Source organism: Nocardioides sp., from assembly GCF_035547795.1.
In the GTDB taxonomy this organism is placed as follows: domain Bacteria; phylum Actinomycetota; class Actinomycetes; order Propionibacteriales; family Nocardioidaceae; genus Nocardioides.
Genome location: NZ_DASZUF010000117.1, coordinates 1 through 19,028, shown reverse-complemented (window position 1 = coordinate 19,028; position 19,028 = coordinate 1). Strand labels below are relative to the sequence as shown.

The 19,028-nt window shown below is 72.5% G+C and carries 19 protein-coding genes; 9 read left to right on the top strand and 10 right to left on the bottom strand.

The window, feature by feature from the left end; all coding sequences use genetic code 11:
* On the top strand, window positions 1-453 hold a 453-nt coding region (locus tag VHA72_RS08050; protein WP_325574036.1), incomplete at its 5' end, for an HhH-GDP family DNA glycosylase.
* Here the strand turns inward: VHA72_RS08050 and VHA72_RS08045 are convergent.
* Genes VHA72_RS08045 through kstD form a run of 5 tightly spaced genes read right to left on the bottom strand, consistent with a single transcriptional unit; the run spans window position 454 to window position 5,942 of the window.
* Complete coding sequence (locus VHA72_RS08045; RefSeq protein WP_325574034.1) at window positions 454-882, bottom strand: lipase maturation factor family protein; 429 nt, start codon at window positions 880-882, stop codon at window positions 454-456.
* A complete protein-coding gene (locus VHA72_RS08040; RefSeq protein ID WP_325574032.1) occupies window positions 879-1,892 on the bottom strand; it encodes a lipase maturation factor family protein in 1,014 nt (337 codons plus the stop codon). The genes VHA72_RS08045 and VHA72_RS08040 overlap by 4 nt, the downstream gene beginning before the upstream one ends.
* On the bottom strand, window positions 1,892-3,379 hold the full coding sequence (locus VHA72_RS08035) for an FAD-binding protein (RefSeq protein ID WP_325574030.1): 1,488 nt from the start codon (window positions 3,377-3,379) through the stop codon (window positions 1,892-1,894). The genes VHA72_RS08040 and VHA72_RS08035 overlap by 1 nt, the downstream gene beginning before the upstream one ends.
* Window positions 3,379-4,257 (bottom strand): enoyl-CoA hydratase ChsH3, encoded by an 879-nt coding sequence (gene chsH3, locus VHA72_RS08030; protein WP_325574028.1) that lies wholly within the window; start codon window positions 4,255-4,257, stop codon window positions 3,379-3,381. The genes VHA72_RS08035 and chsH3 overlap by 1 nt, the downstream gene beginning before the upstream one ends.
* Window positions 4,257-5,942, bottom strand: a complete 1,686-nt coding sequence (kstD, locus tag VHA72_RS08025; protein WP_325574026.1) for a 3-oxosteroid 1-dehydrogenase — start codon at window positions 5,940-5,942, stop codon at window positions 4,257-4,259. The genes chsH3 and kstD overlap by 1 nt, the downstream gene beginning before the upstream one ends.
* 47 nt (window positions 5,943-5,989) lie before the next feature.
* On the opposite strand from kstD, the gene hsaA reads away from it, so the two are divergent.
* The 4 genes from hsaA to VHA72_RS08005 are packed head-to-tail and all read left to right on the top strand — an operon-like array spanning window position 5,990 to window position 9,541.
* Entirely contained in the window at window positions 5,990-7,159 is a 1,170-nt protein-coding gene (gene hsaA, locus VHA72_RS08020; RefSeq protein ID WP_325574024.1) for a 3-hydroxy-9,10-secoandrosta-1,3,5(10)-triene-9,17-dione monooxygenase oxygenase subunit, read from the top strand.
* Window positions 7,159-8,040 (top strand): 4,5:9,10-diseco-3-hydroxy-5,9,17-trioxoandrosta-1(10),2-diene-4-oate hydrolase, encoded by an 882-nt coding sequence (gene hsaD, locus VHA72_RS08015; RefSeq protein WP_325574022.1) that lies wholly within the window; start codon window positions 7,159-7,161, stop codon window positions 8,038-8,040. Before hsaA ends, hsaD begins: the two co-directional genes overlap by 1 nt.
* A complete protein-coding gene (hsaC, locus tag VHA72_RS08010) occupies window positions 8,037-8,939 on the top strand; it encodes an iron-dependent extradiol dioxygenase HsaC (protein WP_325574020.1) in 903 nt (300 codons plus the stop codon). The genes hsaD and hsaC overlap by 4 nt, the downstream gene beginning before the upstream one ends.
* Window positions 8,936-9,541 carry a flavin reductase family protein gene (locus VHA72_RS08005; RefSeq protein WP_325574018.1) on the top strand — a complete coding sequence of 202 codons (606 nt, stop codon included), beginning with the start codon at window positions 8,936-8,938 and terminating at the stop codon, window positions 9,539-9,541. The genes hsaC and VHA72_RS08005 overlap by 4 nt, the downstream gene beginning before the upstream one ends.
* Here VHA72_RS08005 and VHA72_RS08000 read toward each other — a convergent pair.
* The 5 genes from VHA72_RS08000 to VHA72_RS07980 are packed head-to-tail and all read right to left on the bottom strand — an operon-like array spanning window position 9,511 to window position 14,876.
* Window positions 9,511-10,461 carry an acyl-CoA dehydrogenase family protein gene (locus VHA72_RS08000; RefSeq protein ID WP_325574016.1) on the bottom strand — a complete coding sequence of 317 codons (951 nt, stop codon included), beginning with the start codon at window positions 10,459-10,461 and terminating at the stop codon, window positions 9,511-9,513. The two genes, VHA72_RS08005 and VHA72_RS08000, sit on opposite strands and share 31 nt — an antisense overlap.
* On the bottom strand, window positions 10,458-11,357 hold the full coding sequence (locus VHA72_RS07995; RefSeq protein ID WP_325574014.1) for an acyl-CoA dehydrogenase family protein: 900 nt from the start codon (window positions 11,355-11,357) through the stop codon (window positions 10,458-10,460). The genes VHA72_RS08000 and VHA72_RS07995 overlap by 4 nt, the downstream gene beginning before the upstream one ends.
* The gene (locus VHA72_RS07990) at window positions 11,357-12,559 is read right to left on the bottom strand and encodes an acyl-CoA dehydrogenase family protein (protein ID WP_325574012.1); all 1,203 of its coding nucleotides are present in this window, start codon (window positions 12,557-12,559) and stop codon (window positions 11,357-11,359) included. Before VHA72_RS07990 ends, VHA72_RS07995 begins: the two co-directional genes overlap by 1 nt.
* Window positions 12,559-13,413, bottom strand: coding sequence for an enoyl-CoA hydratase (locus VHA72_RS07985; RefSeq protein WP_325574010.1), 855 nt, complete (start codon window positions 13,411-13,413; stop codon window positions 12,559-12,561). The genes VHA72_RS07990 and VHA72_RS07985 overlap by 1 nt, the downstream gene beginning before the upstream one ends.
* Window positions 13,410-14,876 (bottom strand): FadD3 family acyl-CoA ligase, encoded by a 1,467-nt coding sequence (locus tag VHA72_RS07980; protein WP_325574008.1) that lies wholly within the window; start codon window positions 14,874-14,876, stop codon window positions 13,410-13,412. Before VHA72_RS07980 ends, VHA72_RS07985 begins: the two co-directional genes overlap by 4 nt.
* Before the next feature lie 89 nt (window positions 14,877-14,965).
* Here VHA72_RS07980 and VHA72_RS07975 point away from each other — a divergent pair, with 89 nt between their 5' ends.
* From VHA72_RS07975 to VHA72_RS07960, 4 genes are read left to right on the top strand one after another with little or no spacing between them, the layout of a single operon-like run.
* Complete coding sequence (locus VHA72_RS07975; protein ID WP_325574006.1) at window positions 14,966-16,135, top strand: acyl-CoA dehydrogenase family protein; 1,170 nt, start codon at window positions 14,966-14,968, stop codon at window positions 16,133-16,135.
* A complete protein-coding gene (locus tag VHA72_RS07970) occupies window positions 16,135-16,920 on the top strand; it encodes an SDR family oxidoreductase (RefSeq protein ID WP_325574004.1) in 786 nt (261 codons plus the stop codon). Before VHA72_RS07975 ends, VHA72_RS07970 begins: the two co-directional genes overlap by 1 nt.
* Window positions 16,898-17,488 (top strand): TetR/AcrR family transcriptional regulator, encoded by a 591-nt coding sequence (locus VHA72_RS07965; protein ID WP_325574002.1) that lies wholly within the window; start codon window positions 16,898-16,900, stop codon window positions 17,486-17,488. Before VHA72_RS07970 ends, VHA72_RS07965 begins: the two co-directional genes overlap by 23 nt.
* Before the next feature lie 49 nt (window positions 17,489-17,537).
* Entirely contained in the window at window positions 17,538-18,701 is a 1,164-nt protein-coding gene (locus VHA72_RS07960; protein ID WP_325574000.1) for an acetyl-CoA C-acetyltransferase, read from the top strand.
* Window positions 18,702-19,028: the final 327 nt, after the last annotated feature.

The following is a 19,028-nucleotide window of genomic DNA, read 5'->3' as shown; positions in this document are numbered from 1 at the left end:
CGGGCGGGCTACCGCACGCCGCAGCGGATGCGGGACGCGAGCTGGCAGGCCCGGGTCGACGCGCTCGGTCGCGGGCACTACCGCCGCTACGACGAGCGCACCGCGACCCAGCTGGGAGAGCTGGCCGACCGGCTGCTCGCCACCTACGGCGGCGACCTGCGTCGGCTGCACCACCACAGCGCCGACGCCCGGGCGGTGGAGCAGGCGCTGCAGCGGTTCAAGGGCATCGGGCCCGCGGGTGCGGCGATCTTCTGCCGCGAGGTGCAGGGCATCTGGCCCGACCTGGCGCCGTACGTCGACAAGCTGGCCGCAGACGGTGCCCGTCGACTCGGGCTCCCGACCTCGGCCGACGAGCTGGCCCGGCTGGTCTCCCGGCACGACCTGCCGCGGCTGGTCGCGGGGTGCGTTCGGGCGGCCCGCGACGAGACGGTCGTCGACGACGTCCGCGGCTGATCAGCGGGCCAGACGCGAGCCGCGCAGCGTCACCGGCGGCAGGAACTCGCCGGCCCGCTCGCGCACCCACCAGTCGCCGGTGCGGGCGCGCTCGGTACGGGTGGTGAAGCGGTAGCGGTAGAGCCGCGCCCGCACGTACCGCGGCGGCTCCTCCCGGAACGGGTCGTGCCGCAGCAGGCGTGAGACATCGCGATCGCCCTCCAGCAGTCGCTGTGCGAACGTCGTGAACCACGGCTCGGCGTATCCCGGCGAGAGCGCGGCGAACCACATCAACCAGTCCAGCCGCAGGTGGTACGGCGCGAACTGGCGTGGTCGGCGTCGGGGGTCGCCCGGCTTGCCCCGGAACTCGTACTCCCGCCAGTGCGCCTCCTGGCCCGGGGTGAGATCGCTGGTCCCCTCGACGACCACCTCGTAGCGCCGTCTGGTCACGCTCCGAAGGCGCCGTAGGCGTTGACCAGGTGCCAGCGGTTGAAGGAGGCGTTCATCCGCTGGTGCGGGGAGAGCAGGTTGGCCACCGGCCAGTAGCTGAGCGCCACCACCACGGCGGTGACCACGCAGACGAGCGCCGCGAACGCCACCGGCGTGCCCACCGAGGCGTGGGTCGAGCCGGGCAGCACCGGCGCCAGCCAGTCGTCGGGCAGCGCCGAGAAGGCCAGCACGATGGTCAGCCAGTTGAGCCAGGCGAAGTTGCCGCTGGCGACCAGCCACAGCTGGGTCACGATCATGATCGCGGCGGCGATCCCGGCCACCGGCTGCGGCGCGAACAGCGCGATCGGCACCACCAGCTGGGTGACGTGGTTGGCCGCCACCTCGGCCCGGTGCAGCGGCTTGGGCAGATGGTGGAAGTACCAGCTGAACGGGCCGGGCATCGGCTGGGTCTCGTGGTGGTAGTACAGGCAGGTCAGGTCGCGCCAACACGGGTCGCCGCGCAGCTTGATCAGCCCGGCGCCGAACTCCAGCCGAAACAGCAGCCAGCGCAGCAGATAGAGCGTGAGCACCGGCGGGTCGGTGGTGTCGTTGCCGAGGAAGACCGCGAGGAAGCCGACCTCGCACAGCAGGGACTCCCAGCCGAAGGAGTACCACGTCTGCCCGACGTTGACGAAGGACAGGTAGAGCAGCCAGAGAACGGCCCAGACCGCCATCGCCGCCGGCAGCGGTACGGCGTCGGTCAGCCCGACCACGGTCGCCAGCGACAGCACCGCCCCGCCCCAGGCGAGGACGAGGTAGGTCCGGTCCGAGTGATGCAGGTGGAACAGGCTGGGCGAGCGGCGGAACGACACCGTCCGCAGGTAGCGCGACACCGGCATCAGCCCGTGCTCGCCCAGCAGCGCGCGGTACTGCCGGGCCGCGGCCACGAACGCGATCAGGTAGATCGCGGCCAGCGAGCGCTGGAAGAGCATCCGGGCCAGCCAGGCATGCTCGGCCGCGAACCAGTGCATCAGCCCTCCGCGCGCCCCGCCGCCGGCTCGGTCGGCGGCCGTACCCGGGCGGCGTGTCGCCCGGCGCGGCGGCCGAAGTAGGAGCCCTCGCCGAGCTGGGTGCCGGAGGCGTAGCCCTTGGCGTCCTGCGCGATGTTGGCCGCGCAGGCGCCGGCGGCATAGAGGCCCGGGACGACCGAGCCGTCCTCGCGGCGTACCTGCCCGTCGAGCGTCACCGAGAGGCCGCCCATGGTGAAGCCGGCGTACGTCGCCTTGCCCAGCGACAGGTCGAAGGCACCCCACGGCCCGGTGGCCTGCGGCGCCAGCCACTCGGGCGCCTTGTGGAAGTCGGGATCCTCGCCGCGGGCGGCATGCTCGTTGTAGCGGGTCAGCGTCGCCGCGAGCGTGTCGGCCGGCACGTCCAGGCCGGCTGCCATCTCCTCGACCGTCTCCCAGCCGTCGACGAAGGGGCACAGCGGCATCGCGGGGTGCTCGATGTGCTCGGAGTCGACGATGAGGAACGCCGCCGAGCCGGGCTGCTCCAGCACGTACGCCGAGGTGCGCGCGTGGTAAGAGTCCTCGGCGACGAACCGGCGCCCCTCGCGGTTGACGATCAGCCCCGTGACCAGCACGGACGGCGGGTAGAACGGCGCGGTCAGGAATGCCTCGTCCATGAACCGCCAGGCGCCGCCCATCGAGGCGCCCAGCCGCAGCCCCAGCCCGTCGTCGTACGTCGAGGCCAGCGGAAACAGCTTCGCCCGCATCCGGGGCACGTAGCGGTCCACCATCTCGTCGTTGCCGACGAAGCCGCCGGCCGCGATCACCACCGCGCGCGACCGGACGAACCCACGCTCGTCGAAGCGGCGCCAGCCGAGCCCGACCACCGTGTCGCCGGAGCGCACCAGCGCGGTGGCGCCGGTCTCGTAGCGCACCTCGACCCCGGCGTCGGCGAGCCGCTTGGCCAGGAGGTCGAGGACCAGCTTCGCGCCGCCGGTGTCGCCGGGCACCGGCACCTTGTGGCCGCGCGGGGCCGGCACCGCGCGGTCGCGGAAGGGCCACACCTTCTCGTTGCCGGTGTACATCAGTCCCTCGGTACCCGGTTGGATCACCGCCTTGCCGTCGAAGAGGGAGCGCTCGAACTCGAAGCCCAGCGCCTCCAGCCAGCCGAAGTGCTCGACCGAGTCGTCGGCGTAGGCCCGGATCTTGTCCTCCTCGGGCTCGCGGGAGACCGCCAGCAGGTAGCGGAACATCTCCTCGGCCGAGTCCTCGACGCCGACGGCGCGTTGCACGGCGGTGCCGCCGCCGAGGTAGAAGTGGCCACCGGCCATCGCGGAGGTCCCGCCGTAGGTCGCGGCCCGCTCCAGCAGCAGCACCCGGGCGCCGGCCCGGGCCGCCTCCAGGGCGGCGCAGCCGCCGGCGATGCCGAAGCCCACGACGACCACGTCGACCTCGTCCGACCACCGGTCGACGTCGGCGAGGTCGACCGGTGCCGGTACCTCGGCATCCATCAGCGCACCTCCACCACGCCGTCCGCCAGGGCCGGCGCACCGTCGCGCTCACCGCCGGCGATGGTCGCGTCCAGCAGGATCGGCCCGTCCTCGCGCCAGGCGCGGATGCGCAGCGTCTCGCCGGGGAAGACCACGCCGGAGAAGCGCGCTCGGAAGCCGCCCACCCGAGCCGCGTCGCCGCCCAGCAGGCCGTCGGTGACCTCGCGCAGCGCGATGCCCCAGGTGCACAGCCCGTGCAGGATCGGTGCCGGGAAGCCCGCCCGCTTCGCGAACGCCGGGTCCGCGTGCAGCGGGTTGCGGTCGCCGCACAGCCGGTAGAGCAGGGCCTGCTGCGGGGTCACGGCGTACGTCGCCACCAGATCGGGCGACCGCTCCGGCATCGGGACCGTGCCGGACTCACCGCGGGAGCCGCCGAAGCCGCCCTCGCCGCGGACGAAGATCGAGGACCTCACCGTCCACAGCTTCGCGCCGTCGTCGCCGACGGCGGTGCCTTCGCGCCAGATCACCGCCGCCTTGCCCTTGTCCCAGATATCGGTGATCCGGGTCGAGAGCGTGCCGCTGCCGGCGGTCGGCAGCGGCGCGTGCACGACGATCTCCTGGGCGCCGTGCACCACCTGGGTCAGGTCGATGTCGCAGCCGGGCATGTCCAGGGGTGGAGGGGTGGTGTCGTGGAAGCCGGGCGCTACCACCCCGAAGGACGGCAGCACCTGGAGGTCGGGCCCGTCGACGGTGTAGCGCAGTGCGGTGGGCGAGAGGTTGTCCCCCGGACGGGAGGCGGCCCCGATGGCGAGGTGGTAGAGCAGCACCTCCGAGGCGGTCCAGGCGAAGGACTGGTCGGGCAGGGCCGCGCCGATCGCGGCGCTGGGGTCGATGGGCATCAGCTGTCTCCTGTGGGGGTGGAGGCGAGGTCCTCGGCGGCCAGGTAGCCGAACACCATGGCGGGTCCGATGGTCGCACCGGGTCCAGCGTAGGTCCGCCCCATCACCGCCGCCGAGGTGTTGCCCGCCGCGTACAGACCGGCGATCGGGGAGCCGTCGGGCCGCAGCACCCGGGCGCGCTCGTCGGTGACCAGGCCGCCCTTGGTGCCCAGGTCGCCGGGCACCAGCTTGACCGCGTAGAACGGCGCCTGATCGACCCGGTGCAGCGACGGGTTCGGTGACACGGTCGGGTCGGAGTAGTACTTGTCGTAGGCGCTCTCGCCGCGGTGGAAGTCCTCGTCGGTCCCGCGCTCGGCGAACCCGTTGAACCGTGCCGTGGTGGCCGCCAGCTCGTCGGCCGGTACGCCGATCCGCTCGGCCAACCCCGCCAGCGTCGACGCCTTCACCACGACGCCCTGCTCGAACCACTTCCCGGGGAAGGACTGGCGCGGCCCGAGCCCGGCGAACAGGTAGCGGTTGCGGTAGCGCTGGTCGAAGACCAGCCAGGCCGGCACGTGGGAGACGCCGGTCGCCTCACCCTTCTGGATCTCGTGGACGGCCTCGACGTACGGCAGTGCCTCGTTCATGAAGCGCCGTCCGGCCGCGTTGACGATGAACGAGCCGGGCAGGTTGCGCTCGGCCAGGCAGAACCATGGCCGTCCCGGCAGCGGGATGGTCGGCCCCCACCAGGCCTCGTCCAGGAGTGCGGTGTCGGCACCGGCGGCGATGCCGGCCAGGATGCCGCCGCCGGTGTTGGCGAACCCGCCGGTCGTCCAGTCGGGGTCGAGGGGGAGGGACTGGTGCTTCTCGCGCAACTCCGGGTTGCGCTCGAACCCGCCGCTGCCGAGGATCACCCCGCGCCGCACGCGGATGGTCTCCTCGAGACCGTCGTGGCCGACGACGACGCCCACCACCCGGCCGTCCTCGACCACCAGCGAGACCAGCTCGGTCTCGTACTCCACCGGCACGCCCGCCTCGATCAGCCCCTGCCGCAGCCCGATCGCCAGCGCCGCTCCCATCGCGTACATCCGCCGCCCGCGCAGGCCGGCCAGGAAGCGGTTGAACGCCACCTTCAGCATCGTGACCGGGCCGGTGACGGTGCGCATGCCCAGGCTGATCTTGCGGAAGTCGGCCTGGGTGACGATGAGGTTCGCCGGCGCCTTCGTGTACGGCGGATGCAGCCGGGCCAACTCCTCGCCCAGGAACCGGGCGTCCATCGGCACCGGCTCGACGCTGCGGCCCGCGGCCCGGCCGCCGGGCCGCTCGGGCTGGTAGTCGGCGTAGTCCGGCACCCAGGTGAAGCGCACCGGGGTGCGCGCGCGGAGGAAGTCCATCACCTCGGGGCCGCGGTCCAGGTAGGTGTCCCGGTTGACCTTGGGCACCACGTCGCCGACGATCGCGTCCAGGTACGCCTTGGCGCGGGCGTCGTCGTCGGGGTCGACCTGGCCGGCCGCCCGCAGCGCGTAGTTGCCGGGGATCCAGACGCCGCCGCCCGAGCGCGAGGTGGATCCGCCGAACCAGGCGCTCTTCTCGACCACCACGGTGGACAGGCCGTGGCGCGCGGCCGCGGCCAGGGCGGCCGTCATCCCCGCGCCGCCGGCCCCGACCACGACGACATCGAACTCTCGGCCGGACGCGCGCTCCATAGCAGTAGGTTCTAGCAGAAAAGTAGAACCTGTTCTAGTGTTGGAGCATGAGCGAGTCACAGACGGTGCTGGATGGGGTGCGCGACCTGCTGCCCACCTTCCGTGAGCGGGCGGACGAGACCGAGCGGCTGCGCGCGGTGCCGGAGGCGTCGGTGAAGGACCTGGAGGCGACCGGGTTCTTCCGGCTGCTCCAGCCCCGGCGGTACGGCGGGCTCGAGGCCGACCCGGTCGACTTCTACACCGCCGTGCGCGACATCGCCTCGGCGTGCGGCTCCACCGGCTGGGTCGCCAGCGTGCTCGGCGTCCATCCCTGGCAGATCGCCCTCTTCGCCGACGACGCGCAGCGAGCGGTGTGGGGCGAGGACAGCACCGTGCGGGTCTCCTCGTCGTACGCGCCGATGGGCAAGGCCCTCATCGCCGACGGTGGCTTCAGGCTCTCGGGCCGGTGGAGCTTCTCCTCGGGTTGCGCGCACGCGTCCTGGGTGCTGCTCGGCGGCCTGGTGCACAACGCGGAGGGTCAGATCGTGGACTTCCGCACGTTCCTGGTGCCGCGCGACTCCTACGAGATCGTCGACGTCTGGAACGTCGTCGGGCTGGCCGGCACCGGCTCCAACGACATCGTGGTGGAGGAGGCGTTCGTGCCCGAGGCGTTCACGCTCTCGATGGGGGAGACCGGCCGCTGTCAGGGCCCGGGCCAGGCGGTCAACACCGGCGAGCTCTACAGGCTGCAGTTCCACTCGCTGTTCACCACCACGATCACCACGCCGATCATCGGGATGGCCCGCGGTGCCTACGACGAGCACGTCCGGATGCAGCGGAACCGGATCCGGGCGTCGTACGGCGAGAAGGCCTCGCTCGACCCGTTCGCGGCCGTCCGGGTGGCCTCGGCCGGCTCGGAGATCGACGCCGCCTGGGCGCTGCTGATGACCAACATCCGCGAGCAGCAGGCCTACGTCGCTCGCGGCGAGCGAATCCCGATCGCGCAGCGGCTGCGGGTGCGTCGGGACCAGGTGCTCGGCACGCAGCGCGCGATCGACGCCATCGACTCGCTCTTCGAGGCCTCCGGCGGCCGGGCGCTGGCCAGCGGGACACCGCTGCAGCGAGCCTGGCGCGATGCCCACGCCGGCCGGGTGCATGCCGCCAACGACCCCGAGCGCGCGCTGCAGATGTACGGCGCCAGCGAGTTCGGGCACGACGTCGACCCGGGGATGTACTGATGGCCCTGTCTCGCGAGGACTGCCGCCGCTCGGGCAAGGCGGGCGATCTCACCCTGAACTACTACGAGGCCGGCCCGGCCACCTCGACGCTGGGCGGTGGGCTGCCGCTGGTGATGCTGCACGGCGGCGGTCCGGGCGCCTCGGCCTGGTCCAACTTCGGCCCGGCCCTGCCCGGCTTCGCCTCGTCGTTCCGCACACTGCTGGTCGACCAGCCCGGCTTCGGCCAGTCCGACAAGCCGCCGGTGGTCGGCAACTACTACCGCTTCGCCGCCGACCACGTCGCCGCGCTGCTCGACGAGCTCGGCATCGAGCGCATCCACCTGCTCGGCAACTCGCTGGGCGGTGGCACCGCGATGCGGTTCGCGCTCAGCCACCCCGACCGGGTCGGCCGGCTGGTGCTGATGGGGCCCGGTGGACTCTCGCTCAACCTGTTCCACGCCGACCCCACCGAGGGCGTGCAGCGGCTGATGGACTTCTCGGCGAGCCCCTCCCGGGAGGCGCTGCGGGCGTTCGTCGCCACCATGGTGGTGGACCAGTCGCTGGTGACCGACGAGCTGGTCGAGGAGCGCTTCGCCGACGCCACCGCGCCCGGGGCACAGGACGCGATGCGGTCGATGGGGATGTCGTTCTACCACCCCGAGACCGCCGAGGACGGCATGCTCTGGCGCGAGGCGCACCGGTTGCGCGCCCCCACCCTGCTCACCTGGGGTCGCGAAGACCGGGTCAACCCGCTCGACGGCGCGCTGACCGCGCTGAAGCTGATCCCCCGGGCCCACCTGCACGTCTTCCCCCGCTGCGGGCACTGGGCCCAGATCGAGGCCGCCGCGGAGTTCGCCGAGATCACCACGGCGTTCCTGGCACGGCACGAGGAGCGGACATGACCATCGAGGTGAGGTCGCTCGGCTACGTCCGGGTCAGCGCGACCGACCTGGAGGCCTGGCGGACGTTCGGCGGCAAGGTGCTCGGCCTGGCCGAGACCCGCGGGCCGGTTGCGGGCCAGCTCTGCTTCCGGATCGACCAGGTCTGGGCGCGGCTGGTCGTCGTGCCCGCCGACGTGGACCGCCTGGAGTGCAGCGGCTGGGAGCTGGCGGACCACCAGGCGTTGCAGGACGCCCGCGAGCACCTCGCCAAGGCCGGCGTCGTCTTCGAGGAGGGCACCGCCGAGGAGCTGGCCGAGCGGCGGGTGCAGGAGTTGATCCGCTTCACCGACCCGTGGGACAACGTCTTCGAGCTCTTCCACGGGATCGCCTACGAGCGGCGGCCGGTGGTGACGCCGTACGCCGCCGACTTCGTCACCGGCGAGCAGGGCATGGGCCACCTCGTGCTGCCGGTCACCGACGACGTGGAGGCGCTGCGCTTCTACACCGAGGTCCTCGGTTTCCGGCTGCGCGACTCGATGAGCATGCCGGGGGAGTTCGTCGGCAAGGAGCCGGGCTCGAAGGTCTGGCTGCGCTTCCTGGGCGTCAACCCGCGCCATCACAGCCTGGCGTTCCTGCCGATGCCGAACCCGTCGCGGTGCGTGCACATCATGTTCGAGGTGACGAAGCTGGACGACGTGGGCCGGGCACTCGAGCGGGTGCGCAAACACAAGGCGCCGCTCTCGGCGACGCTCGGGCGGCACATGAACGACGAGATGGTCTCCTTCTACGTGCGTTCGCCCGGTGGCTTCGACATCGAGTTCGGCACCGACGGGCTCACCGTCGACGACGCCCGCTGGGTCGCCCGGGAGTCGACCGCCGTCTCCTACTGGGGGCACGAGTTCGGGCAGTCTCCGCCATGAGCAGCCGGCCCGGCGTTCCGGTCGGCGTCTCGGCCGACGCCGCGGTGACCTGGCCGCCGCGGGAGCTGATCGACTCCTTCCTCGGCAACTTCGACTTCTCCGCCGTTGCCGAGGACTCGTCGGTCACGCCGCAGGAGGCTCGCGAGTTCCGCAGCGTGCTGGGCCGCTTCGCCTCCGGCGTGACGGTGGTGACGGCGGCGACCGGCGGCGGTCCGGTCGGAATGACCTGCCAGTCGTTCTCCTCGGTGTCGCTGCAGCCGCCGCTGGTGATGTTCGTGCCGGCCAAGACCTCCCGCGCCTGGCCGGCGATGCGCACCGCCGGCCACTTCACCGTCAACCTGCTCGCCGCCGAGCAGGAGGGGGTGTCGAACCAGTTCGCGGCCAAGGGCGCCGACAAGTTCGCCAGGGTGTCGTGGGTGCCCTCGCCGTCGACCGGCGCGCCGCGGCTCGACGGCTGCCTGGCCTGGATCGACTGCACCATCCATGCCGTCCACGAGGCCGGCGACCACTACCTCGTGCTCGGTCGGGTGCAGGAGCTCGTTCCCGGGCCCGCCGAGGAGCCGCTGCTGTTCTACCGCTCGGTGTACCGGCGGCTGGACTGAGCGGGTCTGTCCGCGAACGCGGCCGCACGCAGTCCGTGGGCCGGGCCGAGGAGCTGACCGAGCGCGTGGGCGCGCTTGAAGACCAGGTGGGCGTCGTGCTCCCAGGTGATGGCGATCCCGCCATGGAGCTGGATCGTCTCGGCCGCGACCCGGCCGACCGCCCGTTTCGCGTACGCCGCGGCCACCGCCGGTTCGATCTCTCCGGCCGCTGCCGCGCGGGCCGCCGAGCGGGTGGTCTCGACGAGCACCAGCAGGTCGGCCATCCGGTGCTTGAGCGCCTGGAAGCTGCCGATCGGCCGGCCGAACTGCTGTCGCTCCTTGGCATAGGCGACGGTCATGTCCAGCCCGCGCCGGGCGCAGCCGGCGGCCAGCGCGCTCACGCCGACCAGCGCCGCCTTCCGAGCGCGGGTGCGGTCGCCGACGATGCGGCGCGCCGAGGCCGGGTCGAACGCGACGGTGGCCAGTCGCAGGGTCGGGTCCAACGCCGGTGCCGGGGCGACCTGGGCGTCCTCGACGAGCACGACGCCGGCGTCGGTGAGGGCGAGCAGGATCGTCGCCTCGGCGCCGTAGAGGACCGGCTCGGCAGGGTCGAGGACCACGGCGGCGACCTCGCCGGCCGCGATCCGGGCCAGCAGATCGGGGTCGTCGGTGGTGGCGGCCGCGACCAGGCTGGGCAGCAGCGGCACCGGAGCCAGGCTGCGGCCGACCTCCTCCAGCACCAGTGCGGCCTCCACCAGCCCGGCGCCGGCGCCGCCGTACTCCTCGGGGACCGGCAGCGCCGCCACCCCGATCTGCTCGGCGAGCGTGCGCCACAGTGGCTCGTCGAAGCCGTCCGCGGCCCGCACCGCGGCGCTGTCGGCGCGCCTGTCGAGCAACCCGCGGACCGCGTCGACGAGGGCCTGCTGCTCGGGCGTGATCATGCGGCCACCAGGCTCGCCAGGACGCGGCCGCGGTGGAAGGCCGGCGTGCCCCAGGCGCGGGTCAGCGCGCGGATGCGCAGCAGCCACAGGCCGAGGTCGAGCTCGCGGGTGTAGCCGAGGGCGCCGTGCAGCTGCAGCCCGGCGCGGGCCGCCCGCCAGGCGGCGTCGGCGGCGAACGCCTTCGCGGCCGACACGTCGCGGCTCCCGCCCGCCGAGCCCGCCGAGACGCTCAGTGCGGCGCCGTAGACGAGCGGCCGGGCGAAGTCGAGCCCGATCCGGACGTCCGCCAGCCGGTGCTTGACCGCCTGGAACGAGCCGATCGCACGGCCGAACTGCTCGCGCTGCCGCACGTAGGAGACCGTGTCGGCCAGCACCCGCTCCGCGGCGCCGAGCAGCTGGGCGGCGCAGGCCAGCGCCGCCATGTCGAACGCGTCCTCGTCCGGTGGCGGCGCGTCGGCGACCCGGAAGAGCCGCCGGGTGGCGTCCACCGACTCCAGCCGCTCGCCGGTGGTGCCGGCGACGAGCTCGGCGACGTCCGCGTCGAGGGCGTACGGCGCCGCCACGGTCAGCATCGCGCCCCCGGCCGCGCGGGCGCGATGCGCCGGCACGCAGGCCAGGTAGGCGGCGGTCTCGATCCACGGGCCGACCACGAGATGGTGACCCAGTGCCTCGTGCGCGACGACCAGGTCGACTGGCGAGCCGCCGAGACCGCCGTCGTCCTCGGGCACGATCAGCCCGCTCACGCCCAGGTCGGCGATCCGCTTCCACAGGGCCCGGCCGGGGCCATGCTCACCCTCGGTCCAGGCGCGAGCGGCGGAGACGGTGTCGGTGCCGGAGAGCAGGTCGTCGAGCGCGTGTCGGAAGTCGACCTGGTCGGTGGAGAGCTGGAAGCGCATCAGCCACCCGCCTCCGGCCGGACCTCCCGCGGCAGGCCGAGGATGCGCTCGGCGACGATGTTGCGCTGGATCTCGTTGGTGCCGGCGTAGATCGGCCCGGCGAGCGCGAACAGGTGCCCGTCGGTCCAGCTCGACACCAGCTCCGCGTCGGCGCCGAGCAGGTCGAGGGCGGTCTCGTGCAGGTCGACGTCGAGCTCGGACCAGAACACCTTGTTGACCGAGCCGGCCGCGCCGCCGGCTGGATCGGACACCGTCTGGCCGTCGGCGAGCCGGGTGACGGTGCCCCAGGTGTAGAGCCGGTAGGCCTGGGCGCGGATCCAGGCCTCGGCCACCCGGTCTGCCACGCCGTCGGGTGGTCTGGACGCGATCGCTCCTTCGTCGCGATCGGCTCGACCAGCGAGATCGGCGTAGAGCCCGACCAGCCGGTCGGCCGCGGCACAGAACCGGCCGGGGGAGCGCAGCGACAGTCCGCGCTCGTTGCCCGCCGTACTCATCGCGACCCGCCAGCCGTCGCCGACGCCGCCCAGGACGTCGGCATCGGGCACGAACACGTCGTCGAGGAAGATCTCCGCGAAGCCCGGCTCTCCGTCCAGCTGCGCGATCGGCCGCACCGTGACGCCCGGTGCGTCCAGCGGGAAGAGGAAGTAGGTCAGCCCGCGGTGCCGTTCCGCGCTCGGATCGGACCGGAACAGGCCGAACCCCATCTGCGCGTACGGCGCCCGCGACGACCAGGTCTTCTGCCCGTCGAGCCGCCAACCGCCCTCGACGCGGGTCGCGGTCGAGCGCAGCGAGGCCAGGTCGGAGCCGGCGTCGGGCTCGGACCAGGCCTGCGCCCAGATCGTCTCGCCGGTGGCCATCGCGGGCAGGTAGCGGGCGCGCTGCTCGGCGGTGCCGTGCTCGAAGAGCACCGGTGCGAGCAGGAAGATGCCGTTCTGGGAGACCCGCCCTGGAGCCCCGGCGCGGTAGTACTCCTCCTCGAAGAGGACCCACTCGACCAGCGACGCGTCGCGCCCGCCGTACTCCCGCGGCCAGGAGACGACGCTCCACCGGCCCGCGGCGAGCTCGGCCTCCCAGGCGCGATGGGCCGCGAAGCCCTCGGGGGTGTCCATCGACGGCAGCGGCCGGGCCGGCACGTGCTCGGCGAGCCAGGCCCGTGCCTCGTCCCGGAACGCCTGCTCCGCGGGCGAGAGGTCCAGGTCCATCAGGATCCCTCCCCGGCCGCCTTGTTGCGGGCGGCCATCGCCCTCGCGTCCAGCCCGCCCAGGGAGTCGGCCGAGGTCTCGGCGTTGTGCGCGTGGGCGAGGTGGTGCAGCCCGAAGACGGAGTCCATGCCGGCGCGCATGCCCTGGAGGTCCTCGGCCTGGTTCACCGCCTTCTTGGTCAGGGCCAGTCCGAACCGCGGCATCTGCGCGATCCGCTGCGCGATGCCCGTCACGGTCGACTCGAGCGACTCGCGCGGCACCACCCGGTTGACCATGCCGAGCTCGCGCGCCCGGGCGGCCGAGAAGCGGTCGCCGGTGAAGAGGAACTCCTTGGCGGCGCGCGGGTTCATCACCCACGGATGGGCGAAGTACTCCACGCCCGGGATCCCCATCCGCACCACCGGATCGGAGAAGAACGCGTCCTCGCTGGCCACGATGAAGTCGCACGACCAGGCCAGCATCAGGCCGCCGGCGATGCAGGCCCCGTGCACCATCGCGATCATCGGCTTGGGGATCTCTCGCCAGCGCCGGCACATGCCGAGGTAGACCTCCGACTCGCGGGCGAAGCGCTGGTCGCCGCCCTGCTTGTCGACGTGGTCCCACCAGATCACGGCCCGGCGCTCGAAGGAGCGGTCGACGTCGCGCCCCGGCGTACCGATGTCATGGCCGGCGCAGAAGTGGTCGCCCGCGCCGCGCAGCACGATCACGGCAACCTCCTCGTCGTCGACCGCGCGGGTGAAGGCGGCGTCGAGGGCGTAGGTCATCGCGGAGTTCTGCGCGTTGCGGTACTCGGGGCGATTCAGGGTCACCCAGGCGATCCGGTCCCGCACCTCGTAGGTCACGACCTGTGTCATGAGCTCCTCAATTCGTTCTTCAGCAGCTTGCCCGAGGGGTTGCGCGGCAGCGCGTCCACGAAGTCGACGTACCGCGGGACCTTGAAGTTGGCCAGCCGCTCGCGCGCGAAGGCGATGACGTCCTCGGCGGCGATGTCGCCAGCGGGTACGACGAAGGCGCGGCCGACCTCGCCCATCCGCTCGTCCGAGGCGCCGACCACCGCGACGTCGGCCACGCCGTCGAGCCGGGCCAGCACCTGCTCGACCTCGGCGGGATAGACGTTGAAGCCACCGCAGATGTACATGTCCTTGAGCCGGTCGGTGATCCGCAGATTGCCGGCGTCGTCGAGGGTGCCGACGTCGCCGGTGTGCAGCCAGCCGTCGGCGTCGATCGCCTCGGCGGTGGCGGCCGGGTCGTCGAGGTAGCCGAGCATCACGTACTCCCCGCGCAGCAGCAGTTCGCCGGCCCCGTTCTCGTCGGGCCCCGCGATCGTCGCCTCCATCCCCGGGACCGCCCGTCCGCACGTCGTCGCGACGGTCTCGGCGGAGTCACCGTCACGGCACATCGTGGCCACCACCGCCTCGGTCATCCCGAACGCCGTCACGACGGTGTCGATCCGCAGCTCGTCGCGCATCCGCTCGATAAGCACCACCGGCACCACGGCGGCCCCGGTGACGGCCAGCCGCAGCGAGGACAGGTCGTGCCCGGCGCGCTCGGGGGCGGTGAGCAGCGACTGATAGATCGTCGGCGCGCCCGGCAACACCGTGATCCGCTCACGCTCGATCAGCGTCAGCGTTGCCGCCACGTCGAAGGTGGCGACCGGGTAGAGCGTGGCACCGGTGAGCAGCCCGGTGAGGATGCCGACCTTGTAGCCGAAGGAGTGGAAGAAGGGGTTCACCACCAGATAGCGATCCCGGTCGGTGACGCCGCCGAGCTCGGCCCAGACCCGGGCCACCCCGACCGTCTGGCGATGCGCGCTGAGCACGCCCTTGGGCCGGCCGGTGGTGCCGGAGGTGAACAGGATGTCCGCGACGTCGTCGGGGGAGACCGCGACGTCGATCGGCGGTCCGTCGAGGGCGGCCAGCTCGGCGACGTCGAGGATGCGCCGCGTGCTGCCGTCGGCGGCGAGCTCGGCGGCGAAGTCGCGTCCCAGGAAGCCGCCCGCGACCACCACCAGGGCGGCGTCGACGCGCTCGATGATGTCGCGGGCCTCGGGGGCGGTGTAGCGGGTGTTGATCGGCACCAGCGTGCCGCCGGCGGTCGAGACGGCCAGCGCGGCGATCACCCAGTCGACGCTGTTAGGCGCCCACACGCAGACGCGGTCGCCCGGAGCCACCCCCCGGGCCGCGTAGCCGCGTGCCACCCGGCCGACCTCGTCGCAGAGCCGGGCGAAGGACAGCACCCGGTCGCCCTCGACGTACGCCGGCCTCGAGCCGAACCGCTCCGCGGCGGCGTGCAGCGCCGCGGGGATGGTGTCGACCACGCGCCTCTCCTTCGTCGTCTGCTTCGTCTCGGCCCAAGCAAGTGCTTGGTAGGCTACGGTAGTCGCATCCGACCGGGAAGGGAACAGCCGTGAGTCAGGCCAGCGACAGCGCCGATCTCGACGTCCTGCGCGCCGAGATCCGGGCGTGGCTGGAGGTGCAGTTGAGCGGGCGGTTCGCCGGCCTGCGAGGCGCGGGCGGCCCCGGCCGCGAGCACGAGCGGTTCGCCGAGCGGCTGGCGTGGAACCGTCACCTCGCCGAGCACGGCTGGACCTGCGTCGGCTGGCCCCGCGAGTACGGCGGTCGGGGACTGAGCGTGGCGCAGCAGGTGGTCTTCCACGAGGAGTACGCCCGCGCGAACGCGCCCGCCCGGGTCAACCATCTCGGCGAGGAGCTGCTCGGGCCGACGCTCATCGCCTACGGCACCGGTGCGCAGAAGGAGCGGTTCCTGCCCGGCATCAGGTCGGTGACCGAGCTGTGGTGCCAGGGCTACTCCGAGCCCGGGGCCGGCTCCGACCTCGCCTCGGTCGCGACCCGCGCGCGCCTGGACGGGGACGCCTGGGTGATCGACGGTCAGAAGATCTGGACCTCGATGGCGCACGAGGCCCAGTGGATCTTCGTGCTCGCCCGCACCGATGCGGGGTCACGTCGGCACGAAGGTCTGTCATTCCTGCTCGTGCCGCTCGACCAGCCCGGCGTCGAGGTGCGCCCGATCGAGCAGCTCACCGGCGGCGCGGAGTTCAACGAGGTCTTCTTCACCGGCGCCCGCACCGCCGCCGACCTGGTCGTCGGCTCGTCGGGCGACGGGTGGCGAGTGGCGACGGCGTTGCTCGGCTTCGAGCGCGGCGTCTCCACGCTGGGTCAGCAGGTGGGCTTCGCCCGCGAGCTCGACGATCTCATCGAGATCGCTCGGGTCAACGGGAGTATGGACGACCCGGTGATCGCCGACCGGCTGGCGGCGGCGTACGTCGACCTCGAGGTGATGCGCGCCAACGCCGTCCGGGCACTCGAGGAGGACCAGCCCCCCTCGGTCGGCAAGCTCGTCTGGGCCGGCTGGCACCGGCGCCTGGGCGAGCTCGCGATGCAGGTCGCGGGCGCCGGCGGCCTCACGCTCGATGCCGGGTCCGGTGAGCCGGACCGATGGCAGCGGCTCTTCCTGTTCTCCCGCGCCGACACCATCTACGGCGGCAGCGACGAGATCCAGCGGAACATCCTCGCCGAGCGCGTGCTCGGCCTGCCCCGCGAACCGAGAGGCGTCTGATGTCAGCAGCACCCGACTACGTACCCGCCCACGGGCTCCTGACCGATCAGGTGGTCGTCGTCACCGCCGGCGCCGGCGCCGGGATCGGGGCCTCCGTCGTACGTCGCGCGCTCGAGGAGGGTGCCCGTGCGGTCGTCGTCGGTGACACCCACGAGCGCCGGCTGGCCGAGGCGCAGGAGTCGCTGGCCGCCGATTTCGGGGCCGACCGGGTGGCGACGGTGGTCAGCGACGTGACCCGGCAGGACCAGGTCGAGGCGCTGCTCGACGCCGCCGAACGATGGGGTGGGGTCGACGTGATGGTCAACAACGCCGGCCTGGGCGGCACCGCGGGCGTGCTGGAGATGACCGACGAGCAGTGGTCGCGGGTGATCGACATCAGCCTGACCGGGACGTTCCGCTGCGTGCGGGCCGCAGGGCGGCGGATGCGCGAGGCGGGTCGCCACGGCGTGATCGTGAACAACGCCTCGGTGGTCGGCTGGCGCGCTCAGGGGGGTCAGGCCCACTACGCCGCGGCCAAGGCGGGGGTGATGGCCCTGACCCGGTGTGCCGCACTGGACCTGGCGCCGTACGGTATCCGCGTCAATGCGGTGGCGCCGTCGCTGGCGATGCATCCGTTCCTGGCCAAGGTGACCTCGGACGAGCTGCTCGCGGAGCTGACCGGCCGGGAGGCGTTCGGCCGTGCCGCGGAGCCGTGGGAGGTGGCCAACGTGATGGTGTTCCTGGCCAGTCCGTACTCGTCTTATCTGACCGGTGAGGTGATCAGTGTCAGCAGTCAGCACCCCTGAGTCGCGGCGCGACGAGCTGTTGCGGATCGCGGCCGGGCTCTTCGCCGAGCGCGGCTACCGCAACACCACCGTGCGCGACATCGCCGACGCGGCCGGGATCCTCTCCGGCAGCCTCTACCACCACTTCGACTCCAAGGAGTCGATGGTCGACGAGATCCTGTCGTCGTTCCAGGCCGAGCTGTTCGCCGGGTACGACGAGATCCTGGCCTCGGCCGCGCCCGCGCGGGAGAAGATCGAGGCGGCGGTGAGACTGTCGTTCCGCGCCATCGACGAGCACCACCACGAGGTGGCGATCTTCCAGAACGAGGCCGACCAGCTCGGTCGGATGGAGCGCTTCGGCTATCTCGCGGAGCGCAACGAGCAGTCTCGCCAGGTGTGGATGACGCTGCTGCGGTCCGGGGTGGAGGCGGGCGCGCTGCGCGCCGACCTGGACCTCGAGCTGGTCTACCGGTTCATCCGCGACACCGTCTGGGTGGCGGTGCGCTGGTACCGACCCGGCGGTGAGCTCTCGCACGACCAGGTGGCGGAGCAGTACCTCGCCATCCTGCTCGACGGGATCGCCGCATGACTCACCCCGTCCGCATGCTCGCCTCGCTCCGCTTCCGACGGGGCCCCCGATGAGCACCGCCTACATCGTCGACGCGGTGCGGACGCCGGTCGGGCGCCGCGGGGGTTCGCTGGCGGCCGTGCACCCGGCTGACCTGGGTGCGGTCGCGCTGGGGGCGCTGGTGCGCCGCACGGGTGTCGATCCGGCTGCCGTCGACGACGTGATCATGGGCTGCTGCGACACCATCGGCGGGCAGGCCGGCGACGTCGCCCGGACCGCGTGGCTGGTGGCGGGGCTGCCCGACGAGGTGCCCGGGGTGACGATCGACCGACAGTGCGGCTCCTCGCAGCAGGCGGTGCACTTCGCCGCCCAGGGCGTGATGTCGGGAACCCAGGACCTGGTGGTGGCCGGTGGCCTGCAGAACATGAGTGCGATCCCGATCTCGGCGGCGATGCTGGTGGGAGAGCCCTACGGCTTCTCCACGCCGTTCGCGCAGTCGCCGGGGTGGCTGGCTCGCTATGGCGACGTCGAGGTCTCGCAGTTCCGCTCCGCGGAGATGATCGCCGAGAAGTGGGGGATCTCGCGGGAGCGGATGGAGGCGTTCGCGCTGACCTCGCACGCGCGGGCGCGTACCGCGATCGCCGAGGGGCGGTTCGTTTCGCAGATCGAGCCGGTCGACCTGCCGGACGGCGGAGTTCTCGCCGTCGACGAGTGCCCGCGTGAGACGTCGTTGGAGAAGATGGCCGCGCTGCAGCCGCTCGCGCCCGGCGGGCGGATCACCGCAGCGCTCGCCTCACAGATCTCCGATGGTGCCGCGGCGCTGCTGATTGGGTCCGAGGCGGCCGTGGCGCGCCACGGCCTGACGCCGCGGGCACGGATCCATCACCTCTCGGTGCGCGGGGACGACCCGGTGTGGATGCTCACCGGCCCCATCCAAGCCACGCGGCATGCGCTGGAACGGGCCGGGATGAGCGTGGACGACATCGACCTGTTCGAGTGCAACGAGGCGTTCGCCTCCGTCGTGCTCGCCTGGATGGACGAGCTCGACGTGCCGCACGAGAAGGTCAACGTCAACGGCGGCGGCATCGCGCTGGGGCACCCGATCGGCGCCACCGGGGCGCGGCTGATGACCACCCTGCTCGCCGAACTCGAGCGCACCGGCGGCCGCTATGGGCTGCAGACGATGTGCGAGGGCGGGGGGCAGGCGAACGTGACGATCATCGAGCGGCTCTGATTCCCGAGCGTCGGCTTGGATGTCGCTGGCCGTTGTCGCTGGCCGTTGCCGCCGGCCGCGGCTGACCGTGAGCCGGCAGCCGGCCAGGCCACCCGCGCGCCGGGCGAACGGTTGTGCATGTTCTGGGCGGGGTGATCGGGGAGTTGAACGGTTGTCTGGTTGCAGGCCGGACGCTTGTCCGCCAATGTCGAACGGTTGTCCTGCTTTCCGGGTCCATGGCCCGTGAATTGAACGGTTGTTCGCGTTTTGGGTGCGGTTGCCGACGAATTGAACGCCTGTTCCGTCCGAACGCTCGTTGGAATTTGCGCGGGCTGGGCCGGCGGGCTG